The organism is Vitreoscilla filiformis, assembly GCF_002222655.1.
Classification (GTDB): domain Bacteria; phylum Pseudomonadota; class Gammaproteobacteria; order Burkholderiales; family Burkholderiaceae_C; genus Ideonella; species Ideonella filiformis.
Map to the genome: position 1 here is coordinate 1,908,090 of NZ_CP022423.1, position 24,853 is coordinate 1,932,942.

A 24,853-nucleotide genomic window follows, 5' to 3' on the forward strand; every position below is an offset into this window, starting at 1 on the left:
GCCTTCTGGCGCAAGTCGGATCGACTTGCCACCGACCTCACTTCTTGATCGTGAGGTGCGCAAACTTGTTGCGGAACTTCTCGACGCGGCCGCCCAGCGTATCCACGCTCTTTTGCTGGCCGGTGTAGAAGGGGTGCGATTCGCTGGTGGTTTCCAGCTTGAACAGCGGCAGTTGGCGGCCGTCGTCCATCGTGATGGTTTCACGGGTCGGAGCGCAAGAGCGCGTCACGAACTTGAAGCCGTTGGACAGATCGACGAAGCAGACGTCGCGGTAGTTTGGGTGGATGCCGTTTTTCATGACGGTGTGGGCGCCAACGCGCCTTCCTGTGTCGCTGTTGGGGGAGCCGGGAGCCACGCGGGCACAGCGCCAGCGCACTTTCCGACAGCGGAAAAACCGAGGATTCTATCAGCGCGCAACCGCGCTGTGATCATCCGCCTCGGCGCATCAGATCGAAGAAGTCCAGATTGTTCTTGGTGGACTTCATCTTGTTGAGGATGAACTCCATCGCCTCGATTTCGTCCATCGGATAAAGCAGCTTGCGCAAAATCCAGGTTTTTTGCAGGATTTCCGGGCGCAGCAGCATTTCCTCACGCCGCGTGCCGGACTTGTTCAGCAAAATCGACGGGTACACACGCTTCTCGGCCATGCGACGATCCAGGTGGATTTCGCAGTTGCCGGTGCCCTTGAATTCCTCGTAGATCACCTCGTCCATGCGGCTGCCGGTGTCCACCAGCGCGGTGCCGATGATGGTGAGCGAGCCGCCTTCTTCGATGTTGCGCGCTGCGCCGAAGAAACGCTTGGGGCGTTGCAGGGCGTTGGCGTCCACACCGCCGGTCAGCACCTTGCCGGAGCTGGGCAGCACGTTGTTGTAGGCGCGGGCCAAGCGGGTGATCGAGTCCAGCAGGATCACCACGTCTTTGCGCAGCTCGACCAGGCGCTTGGCCCGTTCGATCACCATTTCGGCCACTTGGACGTGGCGGGCCGCCGGCTCGTCAAAGGTCGAGCTGATGACCTCGCCGCGCACGGTGCGCTGCATTTCAGTCACTTCTTCGGGGCGCTCGTCCACCAGCAGCACGATCAGATGCACGTCCGGGTGGTTGGCCACGATGGCGTGGGCCAGGTGCTGCATCATCACCGTTTTGCCGCTCTTGGGCGGGGCCACCAGCAGGGCGCGCTGGCCCTTGCCCAGCGGCGCGATCAGGTCAATGATGCGGCTGGTGATGTTTTCTTCGGCACGGATCTCACGCTCCAGCCTGAACGCTTCCTTGGGGAAAAGCGGCGTCAGGTTCTCGAACATGATCTTGTGCTTATTCTCCTCGGGCGTCAGGCCGTTGACGCGATCGACTTTGACCAGGGCGAAATAACGCTCGCCGTCCTTGGGCACGCGCACTTCGCCTTCGATCAGGTCGCCGGTGTGGAGGTTGAAGCGGCGGATTTGGCTCGGGCTGAGGTAAATGTCGTCGGTGGACGCCATGTAACTCGTGTCGATCGAGCGCAGGAAGCCGAAGCCATCCGGCAGGACTTCCAGCACGCCGTCTCCGAAGACCTGCTCACCGGCCTTGGCGCGCTTTTTCATGATCGCAAACATCAGCTCCTGCTTGCGCATGCGAGCGACGTTGTCGATGTCCAGCGCTTCGCCCATTTTGATGAGCTCGGAGACGTGAAGCGCCTTCAGTTCGGAAAGATGCATGGAGAAACACCCCTGGGGTGACGGGCCGCGCCTGGCCGACGGCGCACAAGGCCCGAAAAATCGCAACCCTTTCGGAAACACGGTGCGGCGCATGGCCCAGCAGTGTCCGAAACAGTGCGCGGTACGAAATCAGTGACGTGGGAACGGTTGGCCGGGAACTTCACGCGCCGGGCGCAGCGTGTGGCGTGCGCGGGCGTGTCGGCCGAAAGCCTGGTCTGGCAGCAGCGGCGGGCTCTGTGAGGAAAACCGCGCCGCGTGCGTCAAGCGGACGATTATAGAGGAGAGATCGGACGGACGATCAGAGATTCGCGTCGATGAAGGCCGTCAGTTGGGCTTTGCTCAAAGCGCCGACCTTGGTGGCTGCCAGTTTGCCGTCTTTGAACAGCATCAGCGTCGGGATGCCACGGATGCCGAACTTGGCCGGAATTTCGCGGTTGTGATCGACGTTCATCTTGGCCACATTCATGCGGCCAGCGTAGCCGTGGGCGATTTCGTCCAGCAGAGGGGCGATCATCTTGCAGGGGCCGCACCACTCGGCCCAGTAATCGACCAGCACGGGCTTGTCGGAGTGCAGAACCTGGGCCTCGAACGAGGCGTCAGAAATGTGCTTGATCAGTTCGGTGCTCATGGGAAGGGTTCCTAAGGGCTGACCACGGCGGCCGGGGGATGCACGCATCGCGGCTTAAACAGGGTCGAACGATTCTGACATAAAGGCTGGGGCATCGCTTGGCTGTTGGTTTGTGGGGATGTCCAGGCGGCAGCGCAAGGTTTGTGTCAGCCGTTAAGCTTGGTGCAATGCATGACGTTTCTTCTTCAGGCGCCCCCGAGCGCCTGTTTGGGCAGCACGACTATGTGCGCCTGATGATGGCCCGTTTCACGGGCACCGCCGCCAACCAAATGCTGATGGTGGCCCTGGGCTGGCAGATGTACGACCTGACGCAAAGCGCCTGGGATTTGGGCCTGGTGGGCCTGGCGCAGTTCGTGCCGGCCTTGCTGCTGACCTTGCCTGCCGGGCAATGGGTGGATCGCAGCGACCGGCGCTGGACGCTGGCCTTGAGTCTGCTGCTGCAAGCCCTGGTTGCCGGGGGGCTGGTGCTGGCCAGCGCGGGCGGGTGGGTCAGTGATGGTTGGATTTTGGGGCTGTCGATGCTGCTGGGCTGCGCCCGGGCGGTGCAAATGCCATCGATGCAGGCGTTGTTGCCGTCCTTGGTGCCGGCATCGCTGTTGCCGCGTGCTGTGGCCGTGAGCAGCTCACTGATGCAGGCGGCCATCATCATGGGCCCGGCTTTGGGCGGTGCGCTGTACGCTTTGGGGCCTTGGACGGCCACCCAATGGGGCGCATCGCCTGCCGCAGCGCCGCACATGGGGGCTGCGCTGGTGTACGGCAGCAGCCTGGGTTTGCTGGCGCTGGCGGTGGGGGCGACGCTGCTCATCCGCCATCGCCCTGCGCCAGTGACGGCGCCGCGTGAAGGCTGGGCCGGTTTGACGGCGGGCTTGCACTTCATCCTGGGGCGCCCGGTGTTGCTGGGGGCGGTGGCGCTGGACTTGTTCGCTGTGCTGCTGGGCGGCGCCACAGCGCTGCTGCCGATTTTTGCGCGGGACATCTTGCACACCGGCCCCGAAGGTCTGGGCCTGCTGCGCGCTGCGCCAGCGGTGGGGGCGGTGCTGCTGGGGTTGTGGTTGTCCCATCGGCCCATCGAGCGGCGCACGGGGCCGTTGCTGCTGGGCTCCGTGGCGGTCTATGGTGTGGCCACGCTGGGGTTCGGTTTGGCGCGGGAATTTTGGTGGGCGTTTGCGGCGCTATTCGTCACCGGAGCGGCGGACATGGTCAGCGTCGTTATCCGCCAATCGCTGGTGCAGTTGGAAACGCCGGACGCCATGCGTGGCCGGGTGGCGGCGGTGAACTCGGTGTTCATCGGCGCGAGCAACCAGTTGGGCGAGTTTGAGTCGGGCGCGACGGCGGCGTGGCTGGGGCCGGTCGGGTCGGTGATGCTGGGTGGGGTCGGCACCTTGGTGGTGGTGGCCGCGTGGCTCAAACTGTTCCCGGCTTTGGCGCAGCGCGATGCGCTGCACCCAGGCGCCCCGGCAGCGCTCAAATGAGCATGTTCTGCCGCACCAGCCCGACGGCAATGCCTTCGATGAAAAAATCCTCGGCGCCGTTGGGGACGTGGATCGGCTGAAAGTCGGTGTTTTCGGGCAGCAAATCCACGCCCGTGCGGGTGCGGTGAAAGCGCTTCACCGTCACTTCCTCACCCAATCGAGCCACCACGATTTGGCCGTTGCGGGCGTCGCTGGCGCGTTGCACGGCCAGCAAATCCCCATCGACGATGCCCACGTCGCGCATGCTCATGCCGCGCACTTTGAGCAGATAGTCGGGTTTGCGGGCGAACAGGTTCGCTTCCAGCACGTAATGTTGATCGATGTTTTCTTGCGCCAAGATCGGATGCCCCGCCGCCACGCGCCCCACCAGCGGCAGGGTGAGCGAGGCCACGCCCGGCAGCGGTAACACCGTCTGGCGCCCACGGGCTTCGTTCAGGGCCTGTAAGGTGCGGTTTTGGAGCCGAATGCCGCGTGCGGTGCCACCCAGCAGTTCGATCACGCCTTTGCGGGCCAGGGCCTGCAAGTGCTCTTCCGCCGAGTTGGGCGATTTGAATCCCAGCTCGGTGGCGATTTCCGCACGGGTCGGGGGAGCGCCCGTGCGCTCAATGGTGCTTTGCACCAGATCGAGGATCTGCTGCTGGCGGGCGGTGAGTTTGGGGCGTTCGTTCATGGGCTGAGGTTCCATCCAGTGGCTGTATTTTCATCCAAGGTTTTTGAAATGCCAAACCCTTTGCAACGCATCGTGATTTTGGGCACCGGCGGCACCATCGCCGGGCAATCGGCGGCGCGCACGGACAACGTCGGTTACCGCGCCGGCGAGCTGGGCGTGGCACAGTTGGTGGCCGCCATTCCGGCTTTGGCGGGCTGGCCGTTGGAAGCCGAACAAGTGGCCCAGCTCGACAGCAAGGACATGAGCCACGCCATCTGGCGCCGCTTGGCCGAGCGCGTGGCGGCCCACTTGGCGCGGCCCGAGGTGGCCGGCCTCGTCATCACCCACGGCACGGACACGCTGGAAGAAACCGCCTGGCTGTTGCACCGCGTGCTGGCGCCCATCAAGCCGGTGGTGCTGACGGCGGCCATGCGCCCGGCCAGCGCCTTGCAAGCCGATGGCCCACAAAACCTGCTGGACGCGGTGACGCTGGCCGCCACCCCCGGCGCACAAGGTGTGCTGGCGCTGTTGGCGGGTGAGGTTCACAGCGCACAGAGCGTGCGCAAGCTGCACCCCTACCGCATCGATGCCTTCAGTTCAGGCGATGAAGGCCCGGTGGCGCGGGTGGAAGAAGGCCGCGTGGTGCCGCTGCGCCCCTGGCCGCAAGCCGACGCGCTGGGGCTGGACGTGTTGCCACCCGATGAAGCTGCTTGGCCGTTGGTCGCCATCCTGCCCAGCCACGCGGGCTTGAGTGAAGCGGTGGTGCGGGCGCAGGTGCAGGCGTTGGCGTCGCTGGGACTGTGCGGCTTGGTGTTGGAAGGCACCGGCAACGGCACCGTGCATGCGGCGCTGGAAGCCGTGGCGCGTGAGGTGCAGCAACGCGGGGTGCGCGTGCTGCGTGCCAGCCGCTGCCAAGGCGGCAGCGTGGTGGGCGATCCAGCGGGGGCGCTGCCTTCAGCCGGTGCGCTGGGGCCGGCCAAGGCGCGGGTGGAGTTGCTGTTGCAACACCTGGCCGAAGCGCACCGGGCGCCGTAACGCTGCGCCGACTCAGACGCCCGCTGCTTCGATGGCTTCGATCTGCTCGTGCAGTTCCAGCCAGCGTTCTTCCAGCGTTTCCAGCTCGGCACCGATGTGGTTCAGCGTGCGTCCGGCCTCGGCCATGTCCGGCCCGGCGACTTTGCCGTCCACGATGTCGGTTTCGATGCGCGTGCGCTCGGTGTTGAGTTTGGCCATGCGCGTGTCGATCTGCTGAATCTCGTTGCGCAGCGGGCGCGTCTTGGCAGCCAGCGCTTGGCGCGCCTGGGCGGCGGCTTTGCGATCTTCGCGGCCACTGCCGCTGGCCGGCTTGGCGGCTGGGGCGGCGGCGGCTTGGCTGGTGGCACCGGTCGAAGCGGGCGCCGCAGCGGCGGAACTGGCCGCGTTGCTGGCGCTGCTGCCCTTGCCGGAGAGTGCGCGCTGCGCCTCGCGGCTGCGCTCCAGCAGCCATTTTTGGTAGTCGTCCAGATCGCCGTCGAAGGGTTTGACGGCGCCATCGGCCACCAGCCAGAACTCGTCGCAGACCTCGCGCAGCAGCGCCCGGTCGTGGCTCACCAGCATCACCGTGCCGTCGAACTCGTTCAGCGCCATGGAGAGTGCTTCGCGGGTCGTCAAGTCGAGGTGGTTCGTCGGTTCGTCCAGCAGCAGCAGGTTCGGGCGTTGCCACACCAGGCTGGCCAGCACCAGCCGCGCCTTCTCACCGCCCGACAGCGTGCCGATGCTCTGGTTCACCATGTCGCCCACAAAGCGGAATTGGCCAAGGAAATCGCGCAGCTCCTGCTCCCGGCCTTCGCTGCCCAGGTGCGCCGCCACTTGGCGCGCCAGGCGCACCATGTGCTGCAAAGGCGTGTCCTCGCGGTGCAGCAAGTCCATTTCCTGCTGGGCGAAGTAGCCAATCGCCAGCCCCTTGCCTTCGGTGAGCGTGCCGGCGAGGGCAGGGTGTGCCCGCGCAATCGTCTTCACCACCGTGGATTTGCCCTGACCGTTCGCACCCAAAATGCCGATGCGCTGCCCCGCCAACACCGTGCGGTTGATGTTGTGGACGATGGGTTTGTCCGAGCCATCCTCGTTGGCGCCGACGTAGCCGCAGACCACATCGCGCATCGCCAGCATCGGGTTCGGCAGGCTCAAGGGTTCGCGGAACTCGAAGGAAAAATCGCTGGCGGTGAGCACGGGCGCCAGCTTCTCCATGCGGGCCAGCGCCTTGACCCGGCTTTGCGCCTGCTTGGCTTTGGTGGCCTGGGCCTTGAAGCGGTCAATGAAGCGTTGCAGGTGCGCCATGCGATCCTGCTGCTTGGCGAAGGCGGCGGCTTGCTGCTCCAGGCGCTCGGCGCGCATCTCTTCAAAGCGCGTGTAGTTGCCGCCGTAGCGCGTGAGTTTGGCCTCGTCCAGATGCAGCGTCACCGAGGTGATGGCGTCCAAAAACTCCCGGTCGTGGCTGATGATGAGCAGCGTGCCGGCGTAGCGTTGCAGCCAGCCTTCGAGCCAGACCAGCGCGTCCAAGTCCAAGTGGTTGGTGGGTTCGTCCAGCAGCATCAAATCGGCCGGGCACATCAAGGCGCGGGCCAGTTGCAGGCGCATGCGCCAGCCGCCGGAAAAACTGTTCACCGGCGCGTCGAGTTGATCGACGCGGAATCCCAGCCCCAGCAACAGCGTTTGCGCCCGGGCGCGGGCGTCAAACGCGCCGGCTTCTTCCAGCGAAACGTGGGCATGCGCCATCGCTTCGCCATCGTCTGCTGCTTCCGCTTGGGCGAGTTCGGCTTGGGCTTCCATCAAGCGGGTGTCGCCTTCCAGCACAAAGTCGGTGGCGGGGGTATCGACCTCGGGCATGTGCTGGGCCACTTCACCCAGGCGCCATTTCGGCGGGATGTCAAAGTCCCCCACATCGGCGCCCAGGCGCCCGGCCAACAGCGCAAACAGGCTGGATTTGCCCGCGCCATTGCGCCCCACAAGGCCGACTTTTTCGCCGGGGTTGAGGGTGACACTGGCGCTGTCCAGCACCACTTTCACACCCCGACGCAGGGTGAGGTTGCGCAGCGTGATCATGCGGCGTTCTCCGGTTCGCCAAAGGCCAGGGTGAGGGCGTCGCGTTCGATGAGCAGCACCTGATCGTCGCCGGCGCTGGTGGGCAGCCAGCTCACCAACAGGCCGGGGAAAGCGGCTTCAAAGTGCGCCCGCTCGTGGCCGATCTCCAGCACCAACACCGCGCCATCATTCAAGAAGTCGGCAGCGGTGTGCAGCAGGGGGCGGATGAAATCCATGCCATCGCTGCCACCCGCCAGATTGCCTGAGAGCGCCATGTTCGGTTCGGCGCGGTACTCCGGCGGCAGCGCCGCCATCGACGCCGCGTTCACATACGGCGGATTGCAGAGGATGAGGTCGAAGCGCTGCCCGGCCACGGCGGCCAGCCCGTCGCCCTGGGCCAGCGTGATGCGCTCGCCCAAACCGTGGCGCTCGACGTTGAGGCGGGCCACGGCCAGCGCGTCGGCGCTGAGGTCGGCCCCCGTGACGCGCACGTCGGGCCAAGCCATCGCCGCCAGTACGGCCAGGCTGCCGTTGCCGGTACACAAATCCAGCACGCGGGTGGTGGCGTCGCTCAACCACGGGTCGATGGTGGCCTCGGCCAAACATTCGGCGATGAGCGAACGCGGCACGATGACCCGCTCGTCCACCGTGAACGGCACGCCCTGCAACCAGGCTTCGCCGGTGAGGTAGGCCGCCGGGCGGCGCGTTTCGATGCGCTGGGTGATGAGGGCTTCGGCGCGGGTGGCATCCGCTTCGGCGACGGGAAGGTCGGCCACCTCGTCCAACGCATCCAGCGGCTGGCCCAGCGCCCACAGCACCAGCCAAGCGGCCTCGTCAAACGCGTTCGTGGTGCCATGCCCAAACGAAACGCCCGCCTGGGCGAGGCGGGCGCTGGCGGATTCGATCAGTTGAATCACAGTGCTCATCGGCTGAGCCTTTCTAAGTGCGCCGGGTCAGGCCAGCAGGGTTTCCAGCGTGCGGCGGTAGATGTTTTTCAGCGGCTCGATGCTCGCCACTTCGACATGCTCGTCGATTTTGTGGATGCTGGCGTTCACCGGCCCAAACTCCACCACTTGCTCGCACACCTTGGCGATGAAACGCCCGTCCGAAGTGCCGCCGGTGGTGGACAGCTCGGTCTTCACCCCGGTTTCCGCTTGGATGGCGCCACGCAGCGCGTTCACCAGCGAACCGACGGGCGTGAGGAAGGGCTCGCCGCCCAGCGTCCAATCGATGCGCCATTGCAGTTGGTGGCGATCCAGCGTGCGCGCCACGCGCTGCTTCAAGCCTTCGGGCGTGGAGGCGGTGGAAAAGCGGAAGTTGAAATCCACCACCAGCTCGCCGGGGATGACGTTCGTCGCCCCGGTGCCGGCGTGCAGGTTGGACATTTGCCAGGTCGTCGGCGGGAAGTACTCGTTGCCCGCGTCCCATTCGGTGCGGGCCAGCTCTTGCAGCGCGGGCAGGGCCAGGTGGATGGGGTTTTTCGCCAGTTGCGGGTAGGCCACATGGCCTTGCACCCCGGTGATGGTGAGCTTGCCTGAGAGCGAACCGCGCCGGCCGTTCTTCACCATGTCGCCCAAGCGGGACACGCTGGTGGGCTCGCCGACGATGCAGCAATCCAGCGGCTCGCCGCGTGCGCGCAGCGCTTCCACCACTTTGACCGTGCCGTCCACCGACGGGCCTTCCTCGTCGCTGGTGAGCAAAAAGGCGATGCGCCCGGCGTGCGCCGGCTGGGCACGTACGAATTCTTCCGCCGCCACCACCATGGCAGCGACCGAGGTTTTCATGTCAGCAGCGCCACGGCCATAGAGCTTGCCGTCGCGGTAACTCGGCGTGAAGGGCGGGCTGCGCCATTGGGCCAGCGGGCCGGTGGGCACCACGTCGGTGTGGCCGGCAAAGACCAGCGTGGGGCCCGGGCGCGTGCCGGTGTGGACGGCCCACAGGTTGTCCACGCGGAAGCTGTCCGGGCCGAAGGGCAGGGACTCACACACAAAACCCAGCGCGCCCAGGCGCTCGGCGATCAAGGTCTGGCAGCCGTGGTCGGACGGCGTGACGGAAGGTCGGGCGATCAGCGCCTCGACCAGGCGAAGGGTGTCGGACATGGGGCAGGCCGGGAAACAGTCGAAGCCGCGACGCGGACGCGATCAACGCGGGCGTGCGGGCGAGGGCGGGGGAAGGGGAGCGCGGGCGGCTGCCGCAGCGGCCAGGGTGCTGGGCCGAATGGGCGCTGGCGCAGCAGCGGGCGTCGCGGCGATGCTGGGCGCGGGTGGAGGCGCGGGGGGCAGCACGTCCAGGGTGATTTCGGTGAAGGTGGGTTGGCTGTCGGCGTCCGCTTCGGCGGCCTTTTTGGCGTTGGCTTTGTTGGTGGGGACTGGGGTTTCGTTTTCCAGGCGCCACATCAGGTTGGTGGGCGAATCGGCGTAAATCAGTGCTTCTTCACGGGTGATGCGGCCTTCTTTGATCAACCGGGCCAAATCCTGCTCGTAGGTTTGCGAGCCTTCAGACAGCGAACGCGACATCGCATCGCGCACGCCCAGAAAATCGCCTTTTTCGATCAGCTCGGCCACCATCGGCGTGTTGATCAGCACTTCCACCGCCGCCGCTCGGCCTCCGCCCACGGCTTTGAGCAACCGCTGCGAGATCACCGATTTCAACGCCGACGACAGATCAGACAGCAGCGAGGGCCGCGACTCCGGCGGGTAAAACGACAGCACCCGCCCCAACGCGTGGTAACTGTTGTTGGCGTGCATGGTGGCCAGCACCAGGTGGCCCGAGAGCGAGTAAGAAATGGCCGCTGCCATGGTTTCCCGGTCGCGGATTTCACCGATCAGGATCACGTCCGGCGCCTGGCGCATGGCGTTTTTCAGGCCGATGTAGAGCGACGCCGTGTCCTTGCCCACCTCGCGCTGGTTCACGATGGAGCGCTTGTTGGTGTACAGGAACTCGATCGGATCTTCGATCGTCAGGATGTGGCCGCCCATGCTCTGGTTGCGCCACTCGATCATGGCCGCCAGCGTGGTGCTTTTGCCAGTGCCCGTGGCGCCGACCATGAGCAACAAGCCGCGTTTTTCCAAAATCAAGCTGCCCAAAATGCTCGGCACCTTGAGCGACTCCAAGGACGGAATGCGCGCCGGGATGCAGCGCACCACCGCCGCAATCGAATTGCGTTGCCGGAACGCCGAGAAGCGAAAACTGCCGACGTTGGGAATCACCACGCTGGTGTTGAGTTCACCATCGCGGTCGAGTTCTTCCATGCTGGCCGGGGGCATGACCTCGGCGATCATGGCCCGCGTCATCGCCGGGGGCAGGAGCTGGTCGGAGACGGGCACCATTTGGCCGCTGATCTTCAGCAACACCGGCGCACCGGCGGACATGAACATGTCCGACGCGCCGCGCTCGGCCATCAGGGTCAGCACGCGCTGCATGTTGCTCATGGTGGGGACGTCTCCTTCTCGGTCGTTCAGGCGGGGTGAGGTCAGTCGCGCAGCAGCTCGTTGATGCTGGTCTTGCTGCGGGTTTGGGCGTCCACGCGCTTGACGATGATGGCGGCGTACATGCTGTACGGCGCGCCGTTGGCAGCGGTCTTGGGCAGGTTGCCACTCACCACCACCGAGCCGGACGGCACGCGGCCATAGGTGATTTCGCCGGTGGCGCGGTCAAAAATCGGCGTGCTTTGGCCGATGTAGACGCCCATGCCCAGCACCGAGTTTTCTTCGACGATGACGCCTTCGACCACTTCCGAGCGCGCACCGATGAAGCAGTTGTCTTCGATGATGGTCGGGTTGGCTTGCAGCGGTTCCAGCACGCCGCCGATGCCCACGCCGCCCGACAAATGCACGTTCTTGCCGATCTGTGCGCACGAACCGACGGTGGCCCAGGTGTCCACCATCGTGCCTTCATCGACATAAGCGCCGATGTTGACGTACGACGGCATCAGCACCGCACCCTTGGCGATGAAGCTGCCCTTGCGCGCCACGGCCGGCGGCACCACACGCACGCCGGTGGCGGCGATGGCCTCATCGCTCATGCCGGCGAACTTGGTGTCCACCTTGTCGAAGAAGTTGATTTCGCCGGCGCGTTGCACGCGGTTGTCGTTCAGGCGGAAGGACAGCAGCACGGCCTTCTTGATCCACTGATGCACCGTCCACTGGCCCACGCCGTCGCGGCTGGCCACGCGCAGCGTGCCGTTGTTCAGTTGCTCGATGACGCTGTTCACCGCGTCGCGCACTTCGCCGTGGGTGCCGGCGTTCAGGGTGGTGCGCTGTTCCCAGGCGGCGTCGATGAGGGCTTGCAGTTGTTGGCTCATGGTGGGTGCAAAAGAGTCGGTCAGAAGCAAAAAAACCAGCCGCCACGCAAAGGTGGCGGCCATGTGCGGTTCACGCCAGGAACGGGCTGCCCGGCAACGGGTTCACATTGTATGAAGTGGGCGCACTCCGTGGCGTTCACGCGCCCCACAGGCCCAGCGCCCAGCCGTCGTGCGTGCTGCGGCGTTGCCAGATGCGTTTGTCCCACGGGGCAGGTTTGGCGCGGCGGTCAAAGACGATGAGGTGTGCTTCCTCGGCGCCGCACTGGCGGGCATAACCGACGGTTTGCGGTTGGCCCTCGGCCAGCACGGCATCTAAGCTGCCCTTTTTCCAGAGTTTGAGTTCCAGCACGATGCGCTGCACCTCGCCCAAAAAGCCCTGTTCTTCGCTGATCGGCCATTCGATGTAGAGATCGGTGCGTTTGCGCCCCAGCCCGTACTCGCGCCCAATGCGCCCACCGCCGTTGACGATGCGTTGCAGGAACGCCTGCAACAGCAATTGCGGGCCAGCTTCTTTGAAGCTGAAGCCGTCCATCCAGGCATCCGAGTGTTCGCGGAAAAACTGCTGAAAGGCGGTAAGCAGCTTGGGCACATCGAGCCGGCGCTCGGGGGTGAGGTACCAGGCTTGGTCGTGGGTGATGCGAATCTGCGTCGTCCACGTCAACTCACGCGGGATGACTTCGCGGTAAATGCGGTTGGCGATGCGAACCTGGGGTCGGGCGTGAATCAGCCCGAGGTCTTCGGCGTATTGCACATCGTCGATGGGGAAACGCTCCTCCAGCCCCGCGCCGTCTTGGCTGGCCAGCACTTCGGCCACGATGCGTGCCACGCGGGGTTCGTTGAGTTTGTCCGACAGGGCATCCAAATGCGTGGTGCGGCTGTAGATGAGGCGTTCGCGTGCCGCTTTGTAGCGCTCCAGCGTGATGGGCGTGCTGCGATCCCGCGCCGGTTTGTCGCGCCACGTGCATTCGTAGCCCAGGGCGTTAACGAGCCAGGGCTGGCCTTCGGTGTCCGCCCAAAGTTCGGGCCAGATCGCCGGGTCGATGGCTTGGCCGGTTTCCGCTTCGTGTTGCTGCCACAGCGCGAGGGTTTCTTCGTGGCTGAAGTTGCCTAAACGCAGCGATTCGGCCTTGATGTTGAAGGCGCTGCCGCCGGTGATGATTTCTTGATGCGCGGTGTGAATCCGATAGTCCCGCACATCGCGCACGCCGCACAGCACGATGGATTGCGGGAAAGCGCCGGGGCGTTGCGCGTACCCGGCGCGGATTTGGCGCAGCAGCGAAATGAGGGTGTCGCCGACAAGGGCGTCCACTTCGTCGAGAAACAGCACGATGGGGCGCGGATCGTGGCGGGCCCATTGTTCGAGCACGCTGCGCAGCCAGTCATCGGTGCCGGGGGTGGAGAGCACTTGCCGGGCTTGTTCGGCGGCCACCTCGTCGTTCCAGTAAACGCTGGCGGCGCTGGCCAGAGCGCGCACGATGGCGGCCATGCCCCGCGCCACGTCGGAGCGTGCCGCCTGCGCGGCCTCAATGTTGACGTACAACGCCCGGTAACGCCCCTGCGCATTGAAGTGATGCATCAAGGCCAGCAAACACGTGGTCTTGCCGGTTTGGCGCGGGGCGTGCAGCACGAAATAACGCTGCTGCTCGACGAGGGACTCGATGCTTTCCACGTCAATCCGCACCAGCGGATCGATCATGAAATGCAGCGTGGGGACGCTGGGGCCGGCGTTGTTGAAGTGTTTCATGCCGACAACGAAGTCAGGCTGCGGGTGTAAGCCACGATGCGCTGGGCGGCCTCGACGCACTCGTCCACCTCGGCCACCAGCGCCATGCGGATGCGCCCAGCGCCAGGGTTGATGCCGTGCGCCGGTCGCGCCAGCAAGCTCCCCGGCAAGACGGCAACATTGTGTTGAGCCAGCAACCCCAGGCTGAAGGCGATGTCATCGCCGCCGGGCACGCCGGCCCAGAGGTAGAAGCCAGCGTCGGGCAGCTTCACATCCAGCACCTCGGCCAGCAGGGGCGTGACGGCGGCAAACTTGGCGCGGTACTGGGCGCGGTTCTCGATCACATGGGTTTCATCGTTCCAAGCGGCGATGCTGGCCAACTGCACGGTTTTGCTCATGGCGCTGCCGTGGTAGGTGCGATAAAGCAAAAACTGCTTGAGGATGGCAGCATCCCCAGCGACGAAACCCGAGCGCATCCCCGGCACGTTGCTGCGCTTGGACAGGCTCGACAGCATGACGATGTTCTTGAAGCTGCGGCCCAAGGCTTGCGCGGCTTGCAGGGCGCCCAGAGGCGGTTCGTCGCGGAAGTAGATTTCTGAATAGCACTCGTCGCTGGCGATGACGAAGCCGTAGCGGTCGCTCAATTCGAACAGCAGCTTCCATTCGTCCAGCGGCATGACGGCGCCGGTCGGGTTGCCAGGCGAGCAGGCATACACCAAACGGGTGCGCGCCCAGGTGGCGTCGTCGATCTGGCGCCAATCGCAGGCGAAGTTGCGTGCCGGATCCGAGTTGGCAAACACGGGCTGGGCACCACCCAACAGCGCCGCGCCTTCATAGATTTGATAGAACGGATTCGGACAGACGACGATGGCGTCGCGCTCGGACGGGTCGAGCACGGTTTGCGCCAGCGAGAACAGCGCCTCACGCGAGCCGTTGACGGGCAGCACTTGGGTGGCCGGGTCGAGGGTCACGTCGTAGCGCCGTTGCACCCAGGCGGCGATGGACTGGCGCAGCGTGGGTTCACCCAAAGTCGGCGGGTAGCTGGACAGGCCGTGCAAGGCGCCGCACAGCGCTTCTTCAACCAAAGCCGGGGCCGGGTGTTTGGGTTCGCCGATGCCCAAACTGATGGGGCGCAGCGCCGGGTTGGGAGTGATGCCGCGTGTCAGTTCGCGCAGGCGCTCAAAAGGGTAGGGGTGGAGGGTGGCAAGGCGGGGATTCATGGGGGGATTATCGGAGGGCCTGTGCCGGCAGGTTGGGGCGATGAGTGAACTCGCCACAGATGATGGGTTTGCCGTTGGAACCCGTCAGGGCATGGCAAGCGCCGTCCTTAGAATGCCAAGCGGTTTTCGGCCAGCTTCTGGCCGGACGCTTTCAACCACTTTCATCCAGACACCCTGAGACAACCATGAGCCTCAACAACGTCAAGCCCGGCTCCAAGGCCCCGGATCAGTTCAACGTCATCATCGAGATCCCGGCCAACGCCGATCCGATCAAGTACGAGGTGGACAAGGAAACCGGCGCCATCTTCGTGGATCGTTTCATGGGCACGGCCATGCACTACCCCGTGAATTACGGCTACGTGCCCCAAACCATCGCCGAAGACGGTGACCCGGTGGACGTGCTGGTCATGACGCCCTTCACCCTGCAACCGGGCGTGGTGGTGCCGTGCCGCCCCCTGGGCATCCTGAAGATGGACGACGAAGCCGGTGGCGACGGCAAGCTGCTCGCCGTGCCGACCGAAAAGATCCTGCCGATGTACGCCCACATCAAGACCCTGGACGACGTGCCTGAGCTGCTGCGCAAGCAAATCCAGCACTTCTTCGAGCACTACAAGGATCTGGAACCCGGCAAGTGGGTCAAGGTCACCGGCTGGGACGGCATCGAAGCCGCCAAGGCCGAAGTGGTCGCCGGTATCGAGCGCGCCGCCAAGAGCGAATAAAACCCCGGCAAAGGGCCGCGAACGTCTTTAATATACGCATCAGCAAGCCCTTGCCAGGCTCCCCCGGTTCGCTGGGGGCGGTGCTGGCCAGCTTTTCTCAGCCACCTTCGGGTGGCTTTTTTTTGTCCAATTGGGCGAGGCTGTGAAAAGTTACTTTCCATTTTCAGTGATCGCCCCGTGATCAGCGGGTCACCCTTGCCTTGGGCCAAGGCCAATTTCACCAGTGGTGACAAGCACTTGTCGCGGTGATTGGGGTTTTCCCTTGTGGGTTTGAATCGGGCACGCGGCTTGTAACAGGACGATCCGCGCCGCGTGGCGCAAGCCCCGTCACGAGACCGCTGGAGATCAAGAACATGGAAACCTTTTACGAGGTGATGCGCCGCCAGGGCATTTCCCGCCGCAGCTTTATGAAGTACTGCTCACTCACGGCGACTTCGCTGGGGCTGGCGCCGAGTTTCGTACCGCAGATTGCGCATGCGATGGAGACCAAACCGCGTACGCCGGTGCTGTGGCTGCATGGCCTGGAATGCACCTGCTGCTCGGAAAGTTTCATCCGTTCGGCGCACCCGTTGGCCAAGGATGTCGTGCTGTCCATGATCTCGCTGGACTATGACGACACGCTCATGGCCGCCGCCGGCCACCAAGCCGAAGCGATCCTCGACGAGATCATCACCAAGTACAAAGGCAACTACATCCTGGCAGTGGAAGGCAACCCGCCGCTGAATGAGGATGGGATGTTCTGCATCCAGTCCGGCAAGCCCTTCATCGAAAAATTGAAGCGCGTGGCCAAGGACTGCAAAGCGGTGATCGCCTGGGGTTCCTGCGCCTCGTGGGGCTGCGTGCAAGCCGCCAAGCCCAACCCGACCGCCGCCACGCCGATTCACAAGGTCATCACCGACAAGCCCATCATCAAGGTGCCGGGCTGCCCGCCGATTGCGGAAGTGATGACCGGCGTGATCACCTACATGCTGACCTTCGACAAGATCCCGGAGCTGGATCGCCAAGGCCGGCCCAAGATGTTTTACAGCCAGCGCATCCACGACAAGTGCTACCGCCGCCCGCACTTTGACGCCGGCCAGTTCGTGGAAGCCTTCGACGACGAGTTCGCGAAGAAGGGTTACTGCCTCTACAAAGTCGGCTGCAAAGGCCCGACGACCTACAACGCCTGCTCCACCGTGATGTGGAACGAGGGCACGAGCTGGCCGGTGAAGGCCGGCCACGGCTGCATCGGCTGCTCGGAAGACGGCTTCTGGGACAAGGGTTCGTTCTACGACCGCCTGACCTCCATCCACCAGTTCGGCATCGAAAGCAACGCCGACCAGATCGGCGGCACCGCTGCCGCCGTGGTGGGCGCGGGCGTGGCGGCGCACGCGGCGCTCTCGGCCATCAAACGCGCCAGCGTCAAGCCGGAAACCTCCGATTCAAACTAAGGAAGCAACACCATGGGCGTGATCGAAACCCAGGGCTTCAAGCTCGATAACTCGGGTCGGCGCATCGTCGTCGACCCCGTCACCCGCATCGAAGGGCACATGCGCTGCGAGGTGAACGTCGACAAGGACAACATCATCCGCAACGCCGTGTCCACCGGCACGATGTGGCGCGGCTTGGAAGTGATTTTGAAAGGCCGCGATCCACGCGACGCTTGGGCGTTTGTGGAGCGCATCTGCGGCGTGTGTACCGGCACGCACGCCCTGACCAGCGTGCGCGCCGTGGAAGACGCGCTGGGCATCCAGATTCCGAAGAACGCCCACCTGCTGCGCGAGCTGTTCGACAAGACGCTGCAAGTGCATGACCACGTCGTTCACTTCTACCACCTGCACGCGCTGGATTGGGTGGACGTGGTCTCAGCACTCAAGGCCGACCCGAAAAAAACCAGCGAGCTGCAACAGCTCGTCTCGCCGTCGCACGGGCTGTCATCGCCGGGTTACTTCCGCGACATCCAGAACCGCCTGAAGAAGTTCGTCGAATCCGGCCAGCTCGGCCCCTTCATGAACGGCTATTGGGGCTCCAAAGCCTATGTGCTGCCCGCCGAAGCCAACCTGATGGCGGTGGCGCACTACCTAGAAGCGCTCGATCTGCAAAAAGATTGGGTGAAGATCCACACCATCATTGGTGGCAAGAACCCGCACCCGAACTTCTTGGTGGGCGGGATGCCCTGCGCCATCAACATCGATGGCAACGGCGCCGCCGGGGCACCGATCAACATGGAGCGCCTGAACTTCATCAAGGCCCGCATCGACGAGATGAACGAGTTTGTGAAGAACGTTTATCTGCCCGATGTGCTGGCCATCGGCACGCTGTACAAGCACGCTGGCTGGCTTTACGGCGGTGGCCTGGCGGCCACCAACGTGATGGATTACGGCACCTTCACCAAGGTGAGTTACGACCGCAGCACGGATCAACTGCCCGGTGGCGCCATCATCGGCGGTAACTGGGATGAGATCCACGCCGTGGACGTGCGTGACCCGGAGCAAATCCAAGAATTCGTGACCCACAGTTGGTACAAGTACGCCGACGAAACCAAGGGCCTGCACCCCTGGGATGGGGTCACCGAGCCGAACTTCAAACCCGAAGGCCCGAACTTCAAGGGCACGAAAACCGCCATCGAGCAACTGGACGAGTCCGCCAAGTATTCGTGGATCAAGGCGCCGCGCTGGCGGGGTCATGCCGTGGAAGTGGGGCCGCTGCCGCGTTACATCCTGGCCTACGCACACGCCAAGAAGGGCAACAAGTACGCCCAGCGCCCGAAAGAACAACTGGAGTTCGCGGCGCAGATGATCAACAGCGGCATCCCCAAGGCGCTGGGCCTGCCGGAAACCGAGTTCACGCTCAAGCAATTGCTGCCCACCACCATCGGTCGCACGCTGGCGCGCTGCTTGGAAGGCCAATACGCCGCCGAGCTGATGCTGGACGATTACGCCGACCTCATCGGCAACATCAAGGCGGGTGACACCGCCACGGCCAACGTCGAAAAATGGGATCCGAGCACCTGGCCGAAGGAGGCCAAGGGCGTGGGCATCAACGCCGCGCCGCGTGGTGCGCTGGCGCACTGGATCAAGATCAAGGACGGCAAGATCGACAACTACCAATGCGTCGTGCCCACCACTTGGAACGGCAGCCCGCGTGACCACAAGGGCCAGATCGGCGCCTTCGAGGCCAGCTTGCTGAACACGCCGATGGTCAACCCGGAGCAGCCGGTGGAAATCCTGCGCACGCTGCATTCGTTCGACCCGTGCTTGGCGTGCTCCACGCACGTCATGAGCGAAGACGGCGCGGAACTCACCACCGTCAAGGTGCGCTGAAACAAGGAGGGCTGCCATGTCTGCCACCCCGCTTGACAAGCTGCACGACGCCACGGGCACCGACCCGGAAGCCGTCGAGCACGGTGCCACCACCAAATCGGTGTACGTCTACGAGGCGCCGGTGCGGGCCTGGCACTGGGTGAACGCGCTGGCGATCACCGTGCTGGCCGTCACTGGTTACTTCATCGGCCAACCGCTGCCGACCATGCCCGGCGAAGCCAGCGACCATTTCGTGATGGGCTACATCCGCTTTGCGCACTTTGCGTCGGCGTATTTGCTCACCATCGGGTTGCTGGGGCGCATTTACTGGGCGTTTGTGGGCAACCACCATGCGCGTGAGCTGTTCACCTTGCCGGTGTTCAGCCCAGCGTATTGGAAGGAAGTCGTCACCATGTTGAAGTGGTACGCCTTTCTGATTCCGCAGCCCAGCCAGTACGTCGGCCACAACCCGATGGCGCGGCTGGCGATGTTCTGCGGCTACTTCCTGTTCAGCATTTTCATGATCTGCACCGGCTTTGCCATGTATGGCGAAGGCTTGGGCGTGGGCTCGTGGGCTGACCACCTGTTCGGCTGGGTGATCCCGCTGTTCGGCCAGAGCCAAGATGTTCACACTTGGCACCGCCTGGGCATGTGGGGCATGGTGATTTTCGTGACGCTGCACGTCTATGCCGCGATCCGCGAGGACATCATGGGCCGCCAGAGCATCGTCAGCACGATGATCTCCGGCTACCGCACCTTCAAGAAGTGAGCACCGAGGCTGCCGCTGCCATGAGCACCGTCCCGTTGCGTCTGCCCTCGCTCAGTGCGCCGCCTGCGGGCGTGCCGCTGCGGGCGCCGGTGCATCCGGGGCGATTTCTGGAGCGGCAGTACCTCGTCCCGCTGGCCATCAACCAGACGCGTGCAGCCGAGCTGCTGGGCGTGTCGCGTCGGCGGGTGAACGAGTTGGTGATGGGGCACCGCGCCATGTCACCGGACACCGCTTTGCGCTGCGCCCTGGCGTTTGGCACGGGCGCCGATTTCTGGTTGCACCTGCAAGCCCAGTGGGATTGCTACCACGCTTGGCGTGCGCTGCGTCGCCAAGCCTTGCGTTGCGGTGGCGTGTTGCCGCCCGCGCCGCGCACCTGCGCCGCCGCCGAGGCGGCCTGACCTCCCCTTTTTTTGAGACGACGCCACCATGAGCCTTGTTGCCCCCGAAACCGAGTGTCACGACCCTGGTAACAGTGGGGCCGGCAGCCCCGTCGATGACAACACCATCGTCGTGCTGGGCATCGGCAACGTGCTCTGGGCCGATGAAGGCTTTGGCGTGCGCTGCGTCGAAGCGCTGGATGCGGGTTGGCACTTCGCCCCGAACGTGCGGCTGGTGGACGGCGGCACGCAGGGCCTCTACCTGATTCAGCATGTGCAAGAGGCCAAGAAGCTGCTGATCCTCGATGCCATCGACTACGACCTGGCGCCCGGCACGCTCAAGCAAGTGGAAAACGACGAGGTGCCGCGTTTCCTCGGCGCCAAGAAGATGAGCTTGCACCAGACGGGTTTTCAGGAAGTGTTGATGCTGGCGCAGCTCACCGGCCATTACCCGCTGGAGGTGCTGTTGATCGGCTGCCAGCCGGCGGAGTTGGAGGACTTCGGCGGCAGCTTGCGCCCCATCGTCAAAGCGGCGATGCAGGACGCGCTGGCGCTGGCGTTGGAGCGCCTGCGCGCCTGGGGCGCCAACCCGCAGCCGCGTGACACCCCGCCCGCCGAAGCCGAGCGCGTGAATGTGCCGACGCTGGCGTTGGCGGCGTATGAATCGGGCCGGCCTGCTGCCAGCGTGGCGTGCCGCGTCGGCGATGAGCGTTTTTTGATTCCCGAACACCGCGTGCAGGAGTGACGAGCGATGTGCATCGGACTGCCCATGCAAGTGCAAAGCACCCGTCCCGGCCACGCTGTGGTGAGCGGGCGCGGCGAAACCCGCGAGGTGAACACCGCCCTGGTCGGCGAGCCTGCGCCGGGGGATTGGCTGCTGGTGTTTTTGGATGGTGCGCGTGAGTGCCTCACCCCGGAACGTGCTGCCGAGGTGAACGCCGCGCTGGATTTGTTGGCGGAGGCGATGAGCGGCCAGTGGCCGGGCGTTGAGGCGGATCCGGGGTTTGTGTTGCCGTCGGCGATGAGCGCGCAGGAGTTGGCGCGCTTGACGGGGGGGTGATGTTGCGCGTTGCCCCTCTCCCCAACCCCTCTCCCACGAGGGGAGAGGGGCTTTGCTGTGCCAGCCGCCATGCGCGAACCGCCGTCTTGCTCCCCTCTCCCCTTGTGGGAGAGGGGCCGGGGGAGAGGGGAAACCCGTCCCACCACGCCCCCCTTTGAAAACACCCCTTAAAAGCCTCCCATGACCACCGAACACCCCCTCATCCACCGCCTGGCCGACCAATTCAACGCCACCTGGCTCACCCTCGCCACTCACGACGCCTTCATCGCCCAAGGCGGTGAACAGGTGCTGTTCTTCAGCGGTGACCCGGTGCGCTTCAACGAAGTGCTGGACGTGGCCGTCGTGCTGCCCGAGCTGCAAAAAGCCTTTGGCGGACGTTTCAGCCTGGGCACCGTCTGCCGGGCCGACGAAGACGCGCTGGCGCGTCGCTGGGGCGTGCAGCGCTGGCCCTCGCTGGTGTTTGTGCGCGATGGCCTGTACCTCGGCTGCATCCCCGGCATGTTGGATTGGACGGACTACCTCGCCCGCGTCGCCGATGTGCTGGCCCAGCCCGGTGGCCGCCCGCCCATCGCCTTGATGGCCAACGCCGCCGCCCCGGCCTGCCACTGATTTTTGGAGACCCCCGCCATGTCCCGCGATCTCGACGCCTTGTTCGGCACCGGCAAACCTTTCCCCATTCCCGTGGTGGCCCTCGGCCCCGGCGCCCAGCCGATGGATGACGGTTTGGAATACCTTCACATGCCCAGCGGCATGGCCACCTACCAAGCACCGCGCCTGCCCGAGCCGGAGGAGCTGGCCGGGCACAACGGCGCGGTGTCCGCTCTGCGCCAAACCTTGGACGTGCTGCAAGCGGTGGTGGCCGCCCAGGCAGCGGGTACGGCACTGCCGGATGAATGCCGCATCAACCTGGCCGGTTTGAGCGCCGAGGATTTGCAGCTCATCAACCAAGTGTTGGGAGAAGGCGAAGTCAGCGCCCAGGTGCTGGCCCGCCCCGCGTTGCCGGGCGAACCGGCGGGCGAGGCGCTGGTGCGCGTGCAAGAGTCGGTGTTTGCCGGCGTGTGGCGCGTGATGGCGACGCAGGCCGATGGCGCGGTGCTGGACTGCATCGAAGTCGGCGCGCTGCCCACCGCCTTGGTGGCGGCTGCGCGAGAAGATGGCCGCACCGCGCCGCCGACGCTGCCCGTGCCCGCCCAAGTGATGAATGCCCCCGCCGTGCTCACCGAGCTGGAAGAACACCGCCAACACTGGCGCGCTGGCCAGCCCGCACAGGTGGTCAACCTCACCTTGTTGCCGCTCACGCCGTTGGACATCGGTTTCATTGACGCCCAACTCGGTACTGGCCGCGTGCTCATTCTGTCGCGGGGTTACGGCAACTGCCGCATCAGCAGCACGCGGGTGCCGAACACCTGGCGCGTCGTTTACTACAACTCGCAGGACACGGTGATTTTGAATTCGGTGGAAGTGGTGAGCGTGCCCGAAGTGGCCTGCGCCGCGCCCGAAGATTTGGCCGACTCCGCCGAGCGCCTCACCGAAGTGCTGGCCTGGGTGGGTGGTATGGAGGGCGCCCAATGAACGACACCCCCGCCCCGCGCTTTGAAGGCAGCTACCTGGGCGACCGCTCGCGCTTGGCGCCGGACACCCAGCTCGAATGCAAAATTTGCTGGTGGGTGTACGACCCGGCAGAGGGCGACGCGCAATGGCAAATCCCGCCCGGCACGCCGTTTGCTGACCTGCCCGCGCACTGGCGCTGCCCGCAGTGCGATGGGGATGCCGACCAATTCATGGTCGTGGGAGCATGACGCCATGAACACCGCCTTGGCCCGTCGCGTGGCGCGGCTCGAACAGCACTTCCGCCAAATCGTTGAGGAGCGGATGCGCGGTGTGCCGCTGTTGCATCCGGGTTTGACGGTGCAAGCCTTGGGTTTTGAGCTGCACGCGCCCACGCCGGATGAAGGCGAGGGCGCGCCCGCCTGGGCCAGTGGGGTGCTCATCACACCGTGGTTCATGAACCTGCTGCGTCTGCCGCTGGTCGCACTCACCCCAATGCAGGCGGTGGAACGCGGCTGGCTGGCCAGTGGCCACAGCGGTCGGCGTGAGTTGGGCGGGCAGCATTTTGAATTCCTCGGCGCCAGCGAGGGCGACGCCCAAGTGGGTGAGCTGGGCGCGTTCGAGTGCTGTTCGCTGTTCTCGCCCATGTTCGAGTTTGCCGACCACGCCGCCGCCGTGGCCACCGGTGCCGAAGTGCTGCGCGTGCTGCGAACCCCGGCCCCAACACCGGAGCCGGTGCCTGCGCGGCGCGGTTTTTTGTTTGGCCGTTCTGCCGTGTCAGCGGAGGGTCGCCGGTGAGTGCGCCGATGTTCGACGCCCACGCCCTGGCTGGCCGCGTGCGCATCTGCCCCGGCCCGGCGCAACCTGGCCGAACCACGCTGCACAGCACCCGGCCCGACTGGGTGCCGCGCCTCTCCGCTGGCCGCCGCGCCGAGCAGTTGCCGACGCTGCTGGCCAGTGTCTTCACCCTGTGCGGCCACGCGCACCACTGGACGAGCCGCCGCGCCATCGCCGCTGCGCAAGGGCAGGGCAGCGCCGCTGCCGCGCAGGACGTGCAACGCCACCGCTTGGCCACGCTGCGCGAGCACATCTTGCGCATCAGCCACGATTGGCCGCACCTGTTGCCCGGCGCCGCGCCACAGCCCGATGTGGCCTTGCTGCTGCGTGCCTGCCCGGTTTGGCGGGAAGATTTGCCCGTGGCCGACCGCCTTGCCGATCTGCCGGATTGGCTGGCGCAAAAGTGGCTCGGCCAACCCGTCGCCGACTGGCTGCGCGCCCACGAGGACGCCCCCACCACCTGGTCGCCGCGTTGGGCCGCGCACCACCGCAGCCCCTTGGCGCGCCTGCTGCACAGCCAACACGCCGCCCTGCAAGCCTTGACGACACCGGCCCTGGCGCTCGATCTGCTGGGCGACGCGGCCCCCATCACCCTGCCGATGCTGGCGCGCCAGATGGCCGAACCGGGCTTCTGCGCCCAACCCCATTGGCAAGCTGAAGTGCCCGACACTGGCCCCTGGAGCCGCCACGCCGACCCGCTGCGCTGCCCGGCGCGCAGCGCGTGGGATCGGCTGCTGGCGCGTTTGGTGGAGGTGCTGCGCTTGGCGGTGGAAGCGGGCGCTTCGAGCGTTGGGAGCGTTGGGGGCGAGGCGTGGCTGGCCCACGGTGCGCTGGCGCTGGGCGAGCGCACCGGCCTGGCGTGGACGGAAATGGCACGCGGCCTGCTGGTGCATCGCGTCCAATTGGATGCTGCCGACACGGTGCGAAGCTGCCACGTCCTGGCGCCGACCGAGTGGAATTTTCACCCTGAAGGCGTGTTGGCGCAGGCGCTGCGGCGTTTGCCCGACAGTGCGCCGCCTGCGCTGGATGCTGCCGCCCGCCGCCTCGCGGTAGCCTTCGACCCGTGTGTTGCGTTTGACATCGAACCTCCCTCTCCCCGGGTGGGAGAGGGTCGGGGAGAGGGGGCGCACCGAGGAGACCCACATGCATGAATTGAGTTTGGCCGGCGGCATCCTGCGCGTGGTGGAAGACGCCGCCGAGCGCGAGCGCTTCACCCGCGTGAGTTTGCTGCGCCTGGAAGCGGGCGCCCTGAGTGGCGTGGACGTACACGCTCTGCGCTTCGCCCTGGAATCAATGGTGCATGACACCTGCTTGCAAGGCGCCCGCATCGAGATCGACGAGCCGCCTGGCCAAGCCTGGTGCATGAAGTGCGCGTTGAGCGTGCCCATCGTCAGCCGCACCGACGCCTGCCCGCATTGCGGCGGCTACCAACTCCAACCCACCGGCGGCACCGAACTGCGCGTGACCGAGCTGCTGGTTCATGATGACCCGGTGGCCCCTGCCACTTGACTTGCCC

At 65.3% G+C, this 24,853-nt stretch carries 26 protein-coding genes; 15 read left to right on the forward strand and 11 right to left on the reverse strand.

Annotated elements, in window-relative coordinates:
- Window positions 1-37: 37 nt before the first annotated feature.
- The 3 genes from VITFI_RS09070 to trxA form a co-directional block, all read right to left on the reverse strand.
- On the reverse strand, window positions 38-298 hold the full coding sequence (locus VITFI_RS09070; RefSeq protein WP_089416676.1) for a type B 50S ribosomal protein L31: 261 nt from the start codon (window positions 296-298) through the stop codon (window positions 38-40).
- A 130-nt stretch (window positions 299-428) separates the two neighbouring features.
- Complete coding sequence (rho, locus tag VITFI_RS09075) at window positions 429-1,691, reverse strand: transcription termination factor Rho (protein WP_089416677.1); 1,263 nt, start codon at window positions 1,689-1,691, stop codon at window positions 429-431.
- 298 nt (window positions 1,692-1,989) lie between these two features.
- On the reverse strand, window positions 1,990-2,319 hold the full coding sequence (gene trxA, locus VITFI_RS09080; RefSeq protein ID WP_089416678.1) for a thioredoxin TrxA: 330 nt from the start codon (window positions 2,317-2,319) through the stop codon (window positions 1,990-1,992).
- A 167-nt stretch (window positions 2,320-2,486) separates the two neighbouring features.
- Between trxA and VITFI_RS09085 the strand changes: the two genes are divergently transcribed.
- Entirely contained in the window at window positions 2,487-3,791 is a 1,305-nt protein-coding gene (locus VITFI_RS09085; protein WP_232476541.1) for an MFS transporter, read from the forward strand.
- Here VITFI_RS09085 and lexA read toward each other — a convergent pair.
- Window positions 3,784-4,461, reverse strand: a complete 678-nt coding sequence (lexA, locus tag VITFI_RS09090; RefSeq protein WP_089416679.1) for a transcriptional repressor LexA — start codon at window positions 4,459-4,461, stop codon at window positions 3,784-3,786. The genes VITFI_RS09085 and lexA overlap by 8 nt on opposite strands.
- Window positions 4,462-4,509: 48 nt before the next feature.
- On the opposite strand from lexA, the gene VITFI_RS09095 reads away from it, so the two are divergent.
- Entirely contained in the window at window positions 4,510-5,475 is a 966-nt protein-coding gene (locus VITFI_RS09095) for an asparaginase (RefSeq protein ID WP_198301388.1), read from the forward strand.
- A gap of 12 nt (window positions 5,476-5,487) precedes the next feature.
- Here the strand turns inward: VITFI_RS09095 and VITFI_RS09100 are convergent, their stop codons facing one another.
- The 7 genes from VITFI_RS09100 to dapC all read right to left on the reverse strand — a co-directional run bounded on the left by VITFI_RS09100 (window position 5,488) and on the right by dapC (window position 14,746).
- A complete protein-coding gene (locus VITFI_RS09100) occupies window positions 5,488-7,521 on the reverse strand; it encodes an ABC-F family ATP-binding cassette domain-containing protein (RefSeq protein ID WP_089416681.1) in 2,034 nt (677 codons plus the stop codon).
- Window positions 7,518-8,426, reverse strand: a complete 909-nt coding sequence (gene prmB / locus VITFI_RS09105) for a 50S ribosomal protein L3 N(5)-glutamine methyltransferase (RefSeq protein WP_089416682.1) — start codon at window positions 8,424-8,426, stop codon at window positions 7,518-7,520. The genes VITFI_RS09100 and prmB overlap by 4 nt, the downstream gene beginning before the upstream one ends.
- A gap of 27 nt (window positions 8,427-8,453) precedes the next feature.
- Window positions 8,454-9,599 carry a succinyl-diaminopimelate desuccinylase gene (dapE, locus tag VITFI_RS09110; protein WP_089416683.1) on the reverse strand — a complete coding sequence of 382 codons (1,146 nt, stop codon included), beginning with the start codon at window positions 9,597-9,599 and terminating at the stop codon, window positions 8,454-8,456.
- A gap of 42 nt (window positions 9,600-9,641) precedes the next feature.
- A complete protein-coding gene (locus VITFI_RS09115) occupies window positions 9,642-10,976 on the reverse strand; it encodes a PilT/PilU family type 4a pilus ATPase (protein WP_456300723.1) in 1,335 nt (444 codons plus the stop codon).
- The gene (dapD, locus tag VITFI_RS09120) at window positions 10,973-11,803 is read right to left on the reverse strand and encodes a 2,3,4,5-tetrahydropyridine-2,6-dicarboxylate N-succinyltransferase (protein WP_089418064.1); all 831 of its coding nucleotides are present in this window, start codon (window positions 11,801-11,803) and stop codon (window positions 10,973-10,975) included. The genes VITFI_RS09115 and dapD overlap by 4 nt, the downstream gene beginning before the upstream one ends.
- A gap of 136 nt (window positions 11,804-11,939) precedes the next feature.
- Window positions 11,940-13,547 (reverse strand): DEAD/DEAH box helicase family protein, encoded by a 1,608-nt coding sequence (locus VITFI_RS09125; protein ID WP_089416685.1) that lies wholly within the window; start codon window positions 13,545-13,547, stop codon window positions 11,940-11,942.
- Window positions 13,544-14,746 (reverse strand): succinyldiaminopimelate transaminase, encoded by a 1,203-nt coding sequence (gene dapC / locus VITFI_RS09130; RefSeq protein ID WP_089416686.1) that lies wholly within the window; start codon window positions 14,744-14,746, stop codon window positions 13,544-13,546. Before dapC ends, VITFI_RS09125 begins: the two co-directional genes overlap by 4 nt.
- Window positions 14,747-14,931: 185 nt before the next feature.
- Between dapC and ppa the strand changes: the two genes are divergently transcribed.
- The 13 genes from ppa (at window position 14,932) to VITFI_RS09195 (ending at window position 24,846) form a co-directional block, all read left to right on the forward strand.
- Complete coding sequence (gene ppa / locus VITFI_RS09135; protein WP_089416687.1) at window positions 14,932-15,465, forward strand: inorganic diphosphatase; 534 nt, start codon at window positions 14,932-14,934, stop codon at window positions 15,463-15,465.
- Window positions 15,466-15,818: 353 nt separating this feature from the next.
- The gene (locus VITFI_RS09140) at window positions 15,819-16,895 is read left to right on the forward strand and encodes a hydrogenase small subunit (protein ID WP_089416688.1); all 1,077 of its coding nucleotides are present in this window, start codon (window positions 15,819-15,821) and stop codon (window positions 16,893-16,895) included.
- A 12-nt stretch (window positions 16,896-16,907) separates the two neighbouring features.
- Window positions 16,908-18,767 (forward strand): nickel-dependent hydrogenase large subunit, encoded by a 1,860-nt coding sequence (locus tag VITFI_RS09145; RefSeq protein WP_089416689.1) that lies wholly within the window; start codon window positions 16,908-16,910, stop codon window positions 18,765-18,767.
- Between the two features lie 16 nt (window positions 18,768-18,783).
- Entirely contained in the window at window positions 18,784-19,515 is a 732-nt protein-coding gene (gene cybH / locus VITFI_RS09150) for a Ni/Fe-hydrogenase, b-type cytochrome subunit (protein WP_089416690.1), read from the forward strand.
- 20 nt (window positions 19,516-19,535) lie between these two features.
- The gene (locus VITFI_RS09155) at window positions 19,536-19,913 is read left to right on the forward strand and encodes a HigA family addiction module antitoxin (RefSeq protein ID WP_089418065.1); all 378 of its coding nucleotides are present in this window, start codon (window positions 19,536-19,538) and stop codon (window positions 19,911-19,913) included.
- Window positions 19,914-19,941: 28 nt separating this feature from the next.
- Window positions 19,942-20,637: a HyaD/HybD family hydrogenase maturation endopeptidase gene (locus tag VITFI_RS09160; protein ID WP_089416691.1), complete on the forward strand. Its 696-nt coding sequence runs from the start codon at window positions 19,942-19,944 to the stop codon at window positions 20,635-20,637.
- Window positions 20,638-20,643: 6 nt separating this feature from the next.
- Window positions 20,644-20,952 carry a HypC/HybG/HupF family hydrogenase formation chaperone gene (locus VITFI_RS09165; protein WP_089416692.1) on the forward strand — a complete coding sequence of 103 codons (309 nt, stop codon included), beginning with the start codon at window positions 20,644-20,646 and terminating at the stop codon, window positions 20,950-20,952.
- A gap of 180 nt (window positions 20,953-21,132) precedes the next feature.
- Window positions 21,133-21,561, forward strand: coding sequence for a thioredoxin domain-containing protein (locus VITFI_RS09170; protein ID WP_089416693.1), 429 nt, complete (start codon window positions 21,133-21,135; stop codon window positions 21,559-21,561).
- Window positions 21,562-21,579: 18 nt separating this feature from the next.
- Window positions 21,580-22,524, forward strand: a complete 945-nt coding sequence (locus tag VITFI_RS09175; protein ID WP_089416694.1) for a hydrogenase expression/formation protein — start codon at window positions 21,580-21,582, stop codon at window positions 22,522-22,524.
- Window positions 22,521-22,751, forward strand: a complete 231-nt coding sequence (locus VITFI_RS09180) for a rubredoxin (protein ID WP_089416695.1) — start codon at window positions 22,521-22,523, stop codon at window positions 22,749-22,751. The genes VITFI_RS09175 and VITFI_RS09180 overlap by 4 nt, the downstream gene beginning before the upstream one ends.
- A 4-nt stretch (window positions 22,752-22,755) precedes the next feature.
- Window positions 22,756-23,298: a [NiFe]-hydrogenase assembly chaperone HybE gene (gene hybE / locus VITFI_RS09185; protein ID WP_089416696.1), complete on the forward strand. Its 543-nt coding sequence runs from the start codon at window positions 22,756-22,758 to the stop codon at window positions 23,296-23,298.
- Window positions 23,295-24,488 (forward strand): hydrogenase formation protein, encoded by a 1,194-nt coding sequence (locus VITFI_RS09190; protein ID WP_157725626.1) that lies wholly within the window; start codon window positions 23,295-23,297, stop codon window positions 24,486-24,488. Before hybE ends, VITFI_RS09190 begins: the two co-directional genes overlap by 4 nt.
- The gene (locus tag VITFI_RS09195; protein WP_089416698.1) at window positions 24,481-24,846 is read left to right on the forward strand and encodes a hydrogenase maturation nickel metallochaperone HypA/HybF; all 366 of its coding nucleotides are present in this window, start codon (window positions 24,481-24,483) and stop codon (window positions 24,844-24,846) included. The genes VITFI_RS09190 and VITFI_RS09195 overlap by 8 nt, the downstream gene beginning before the upstream one ends.
- Window positions 24,847-24,853 lie beyond the last annotated feature (7 nt).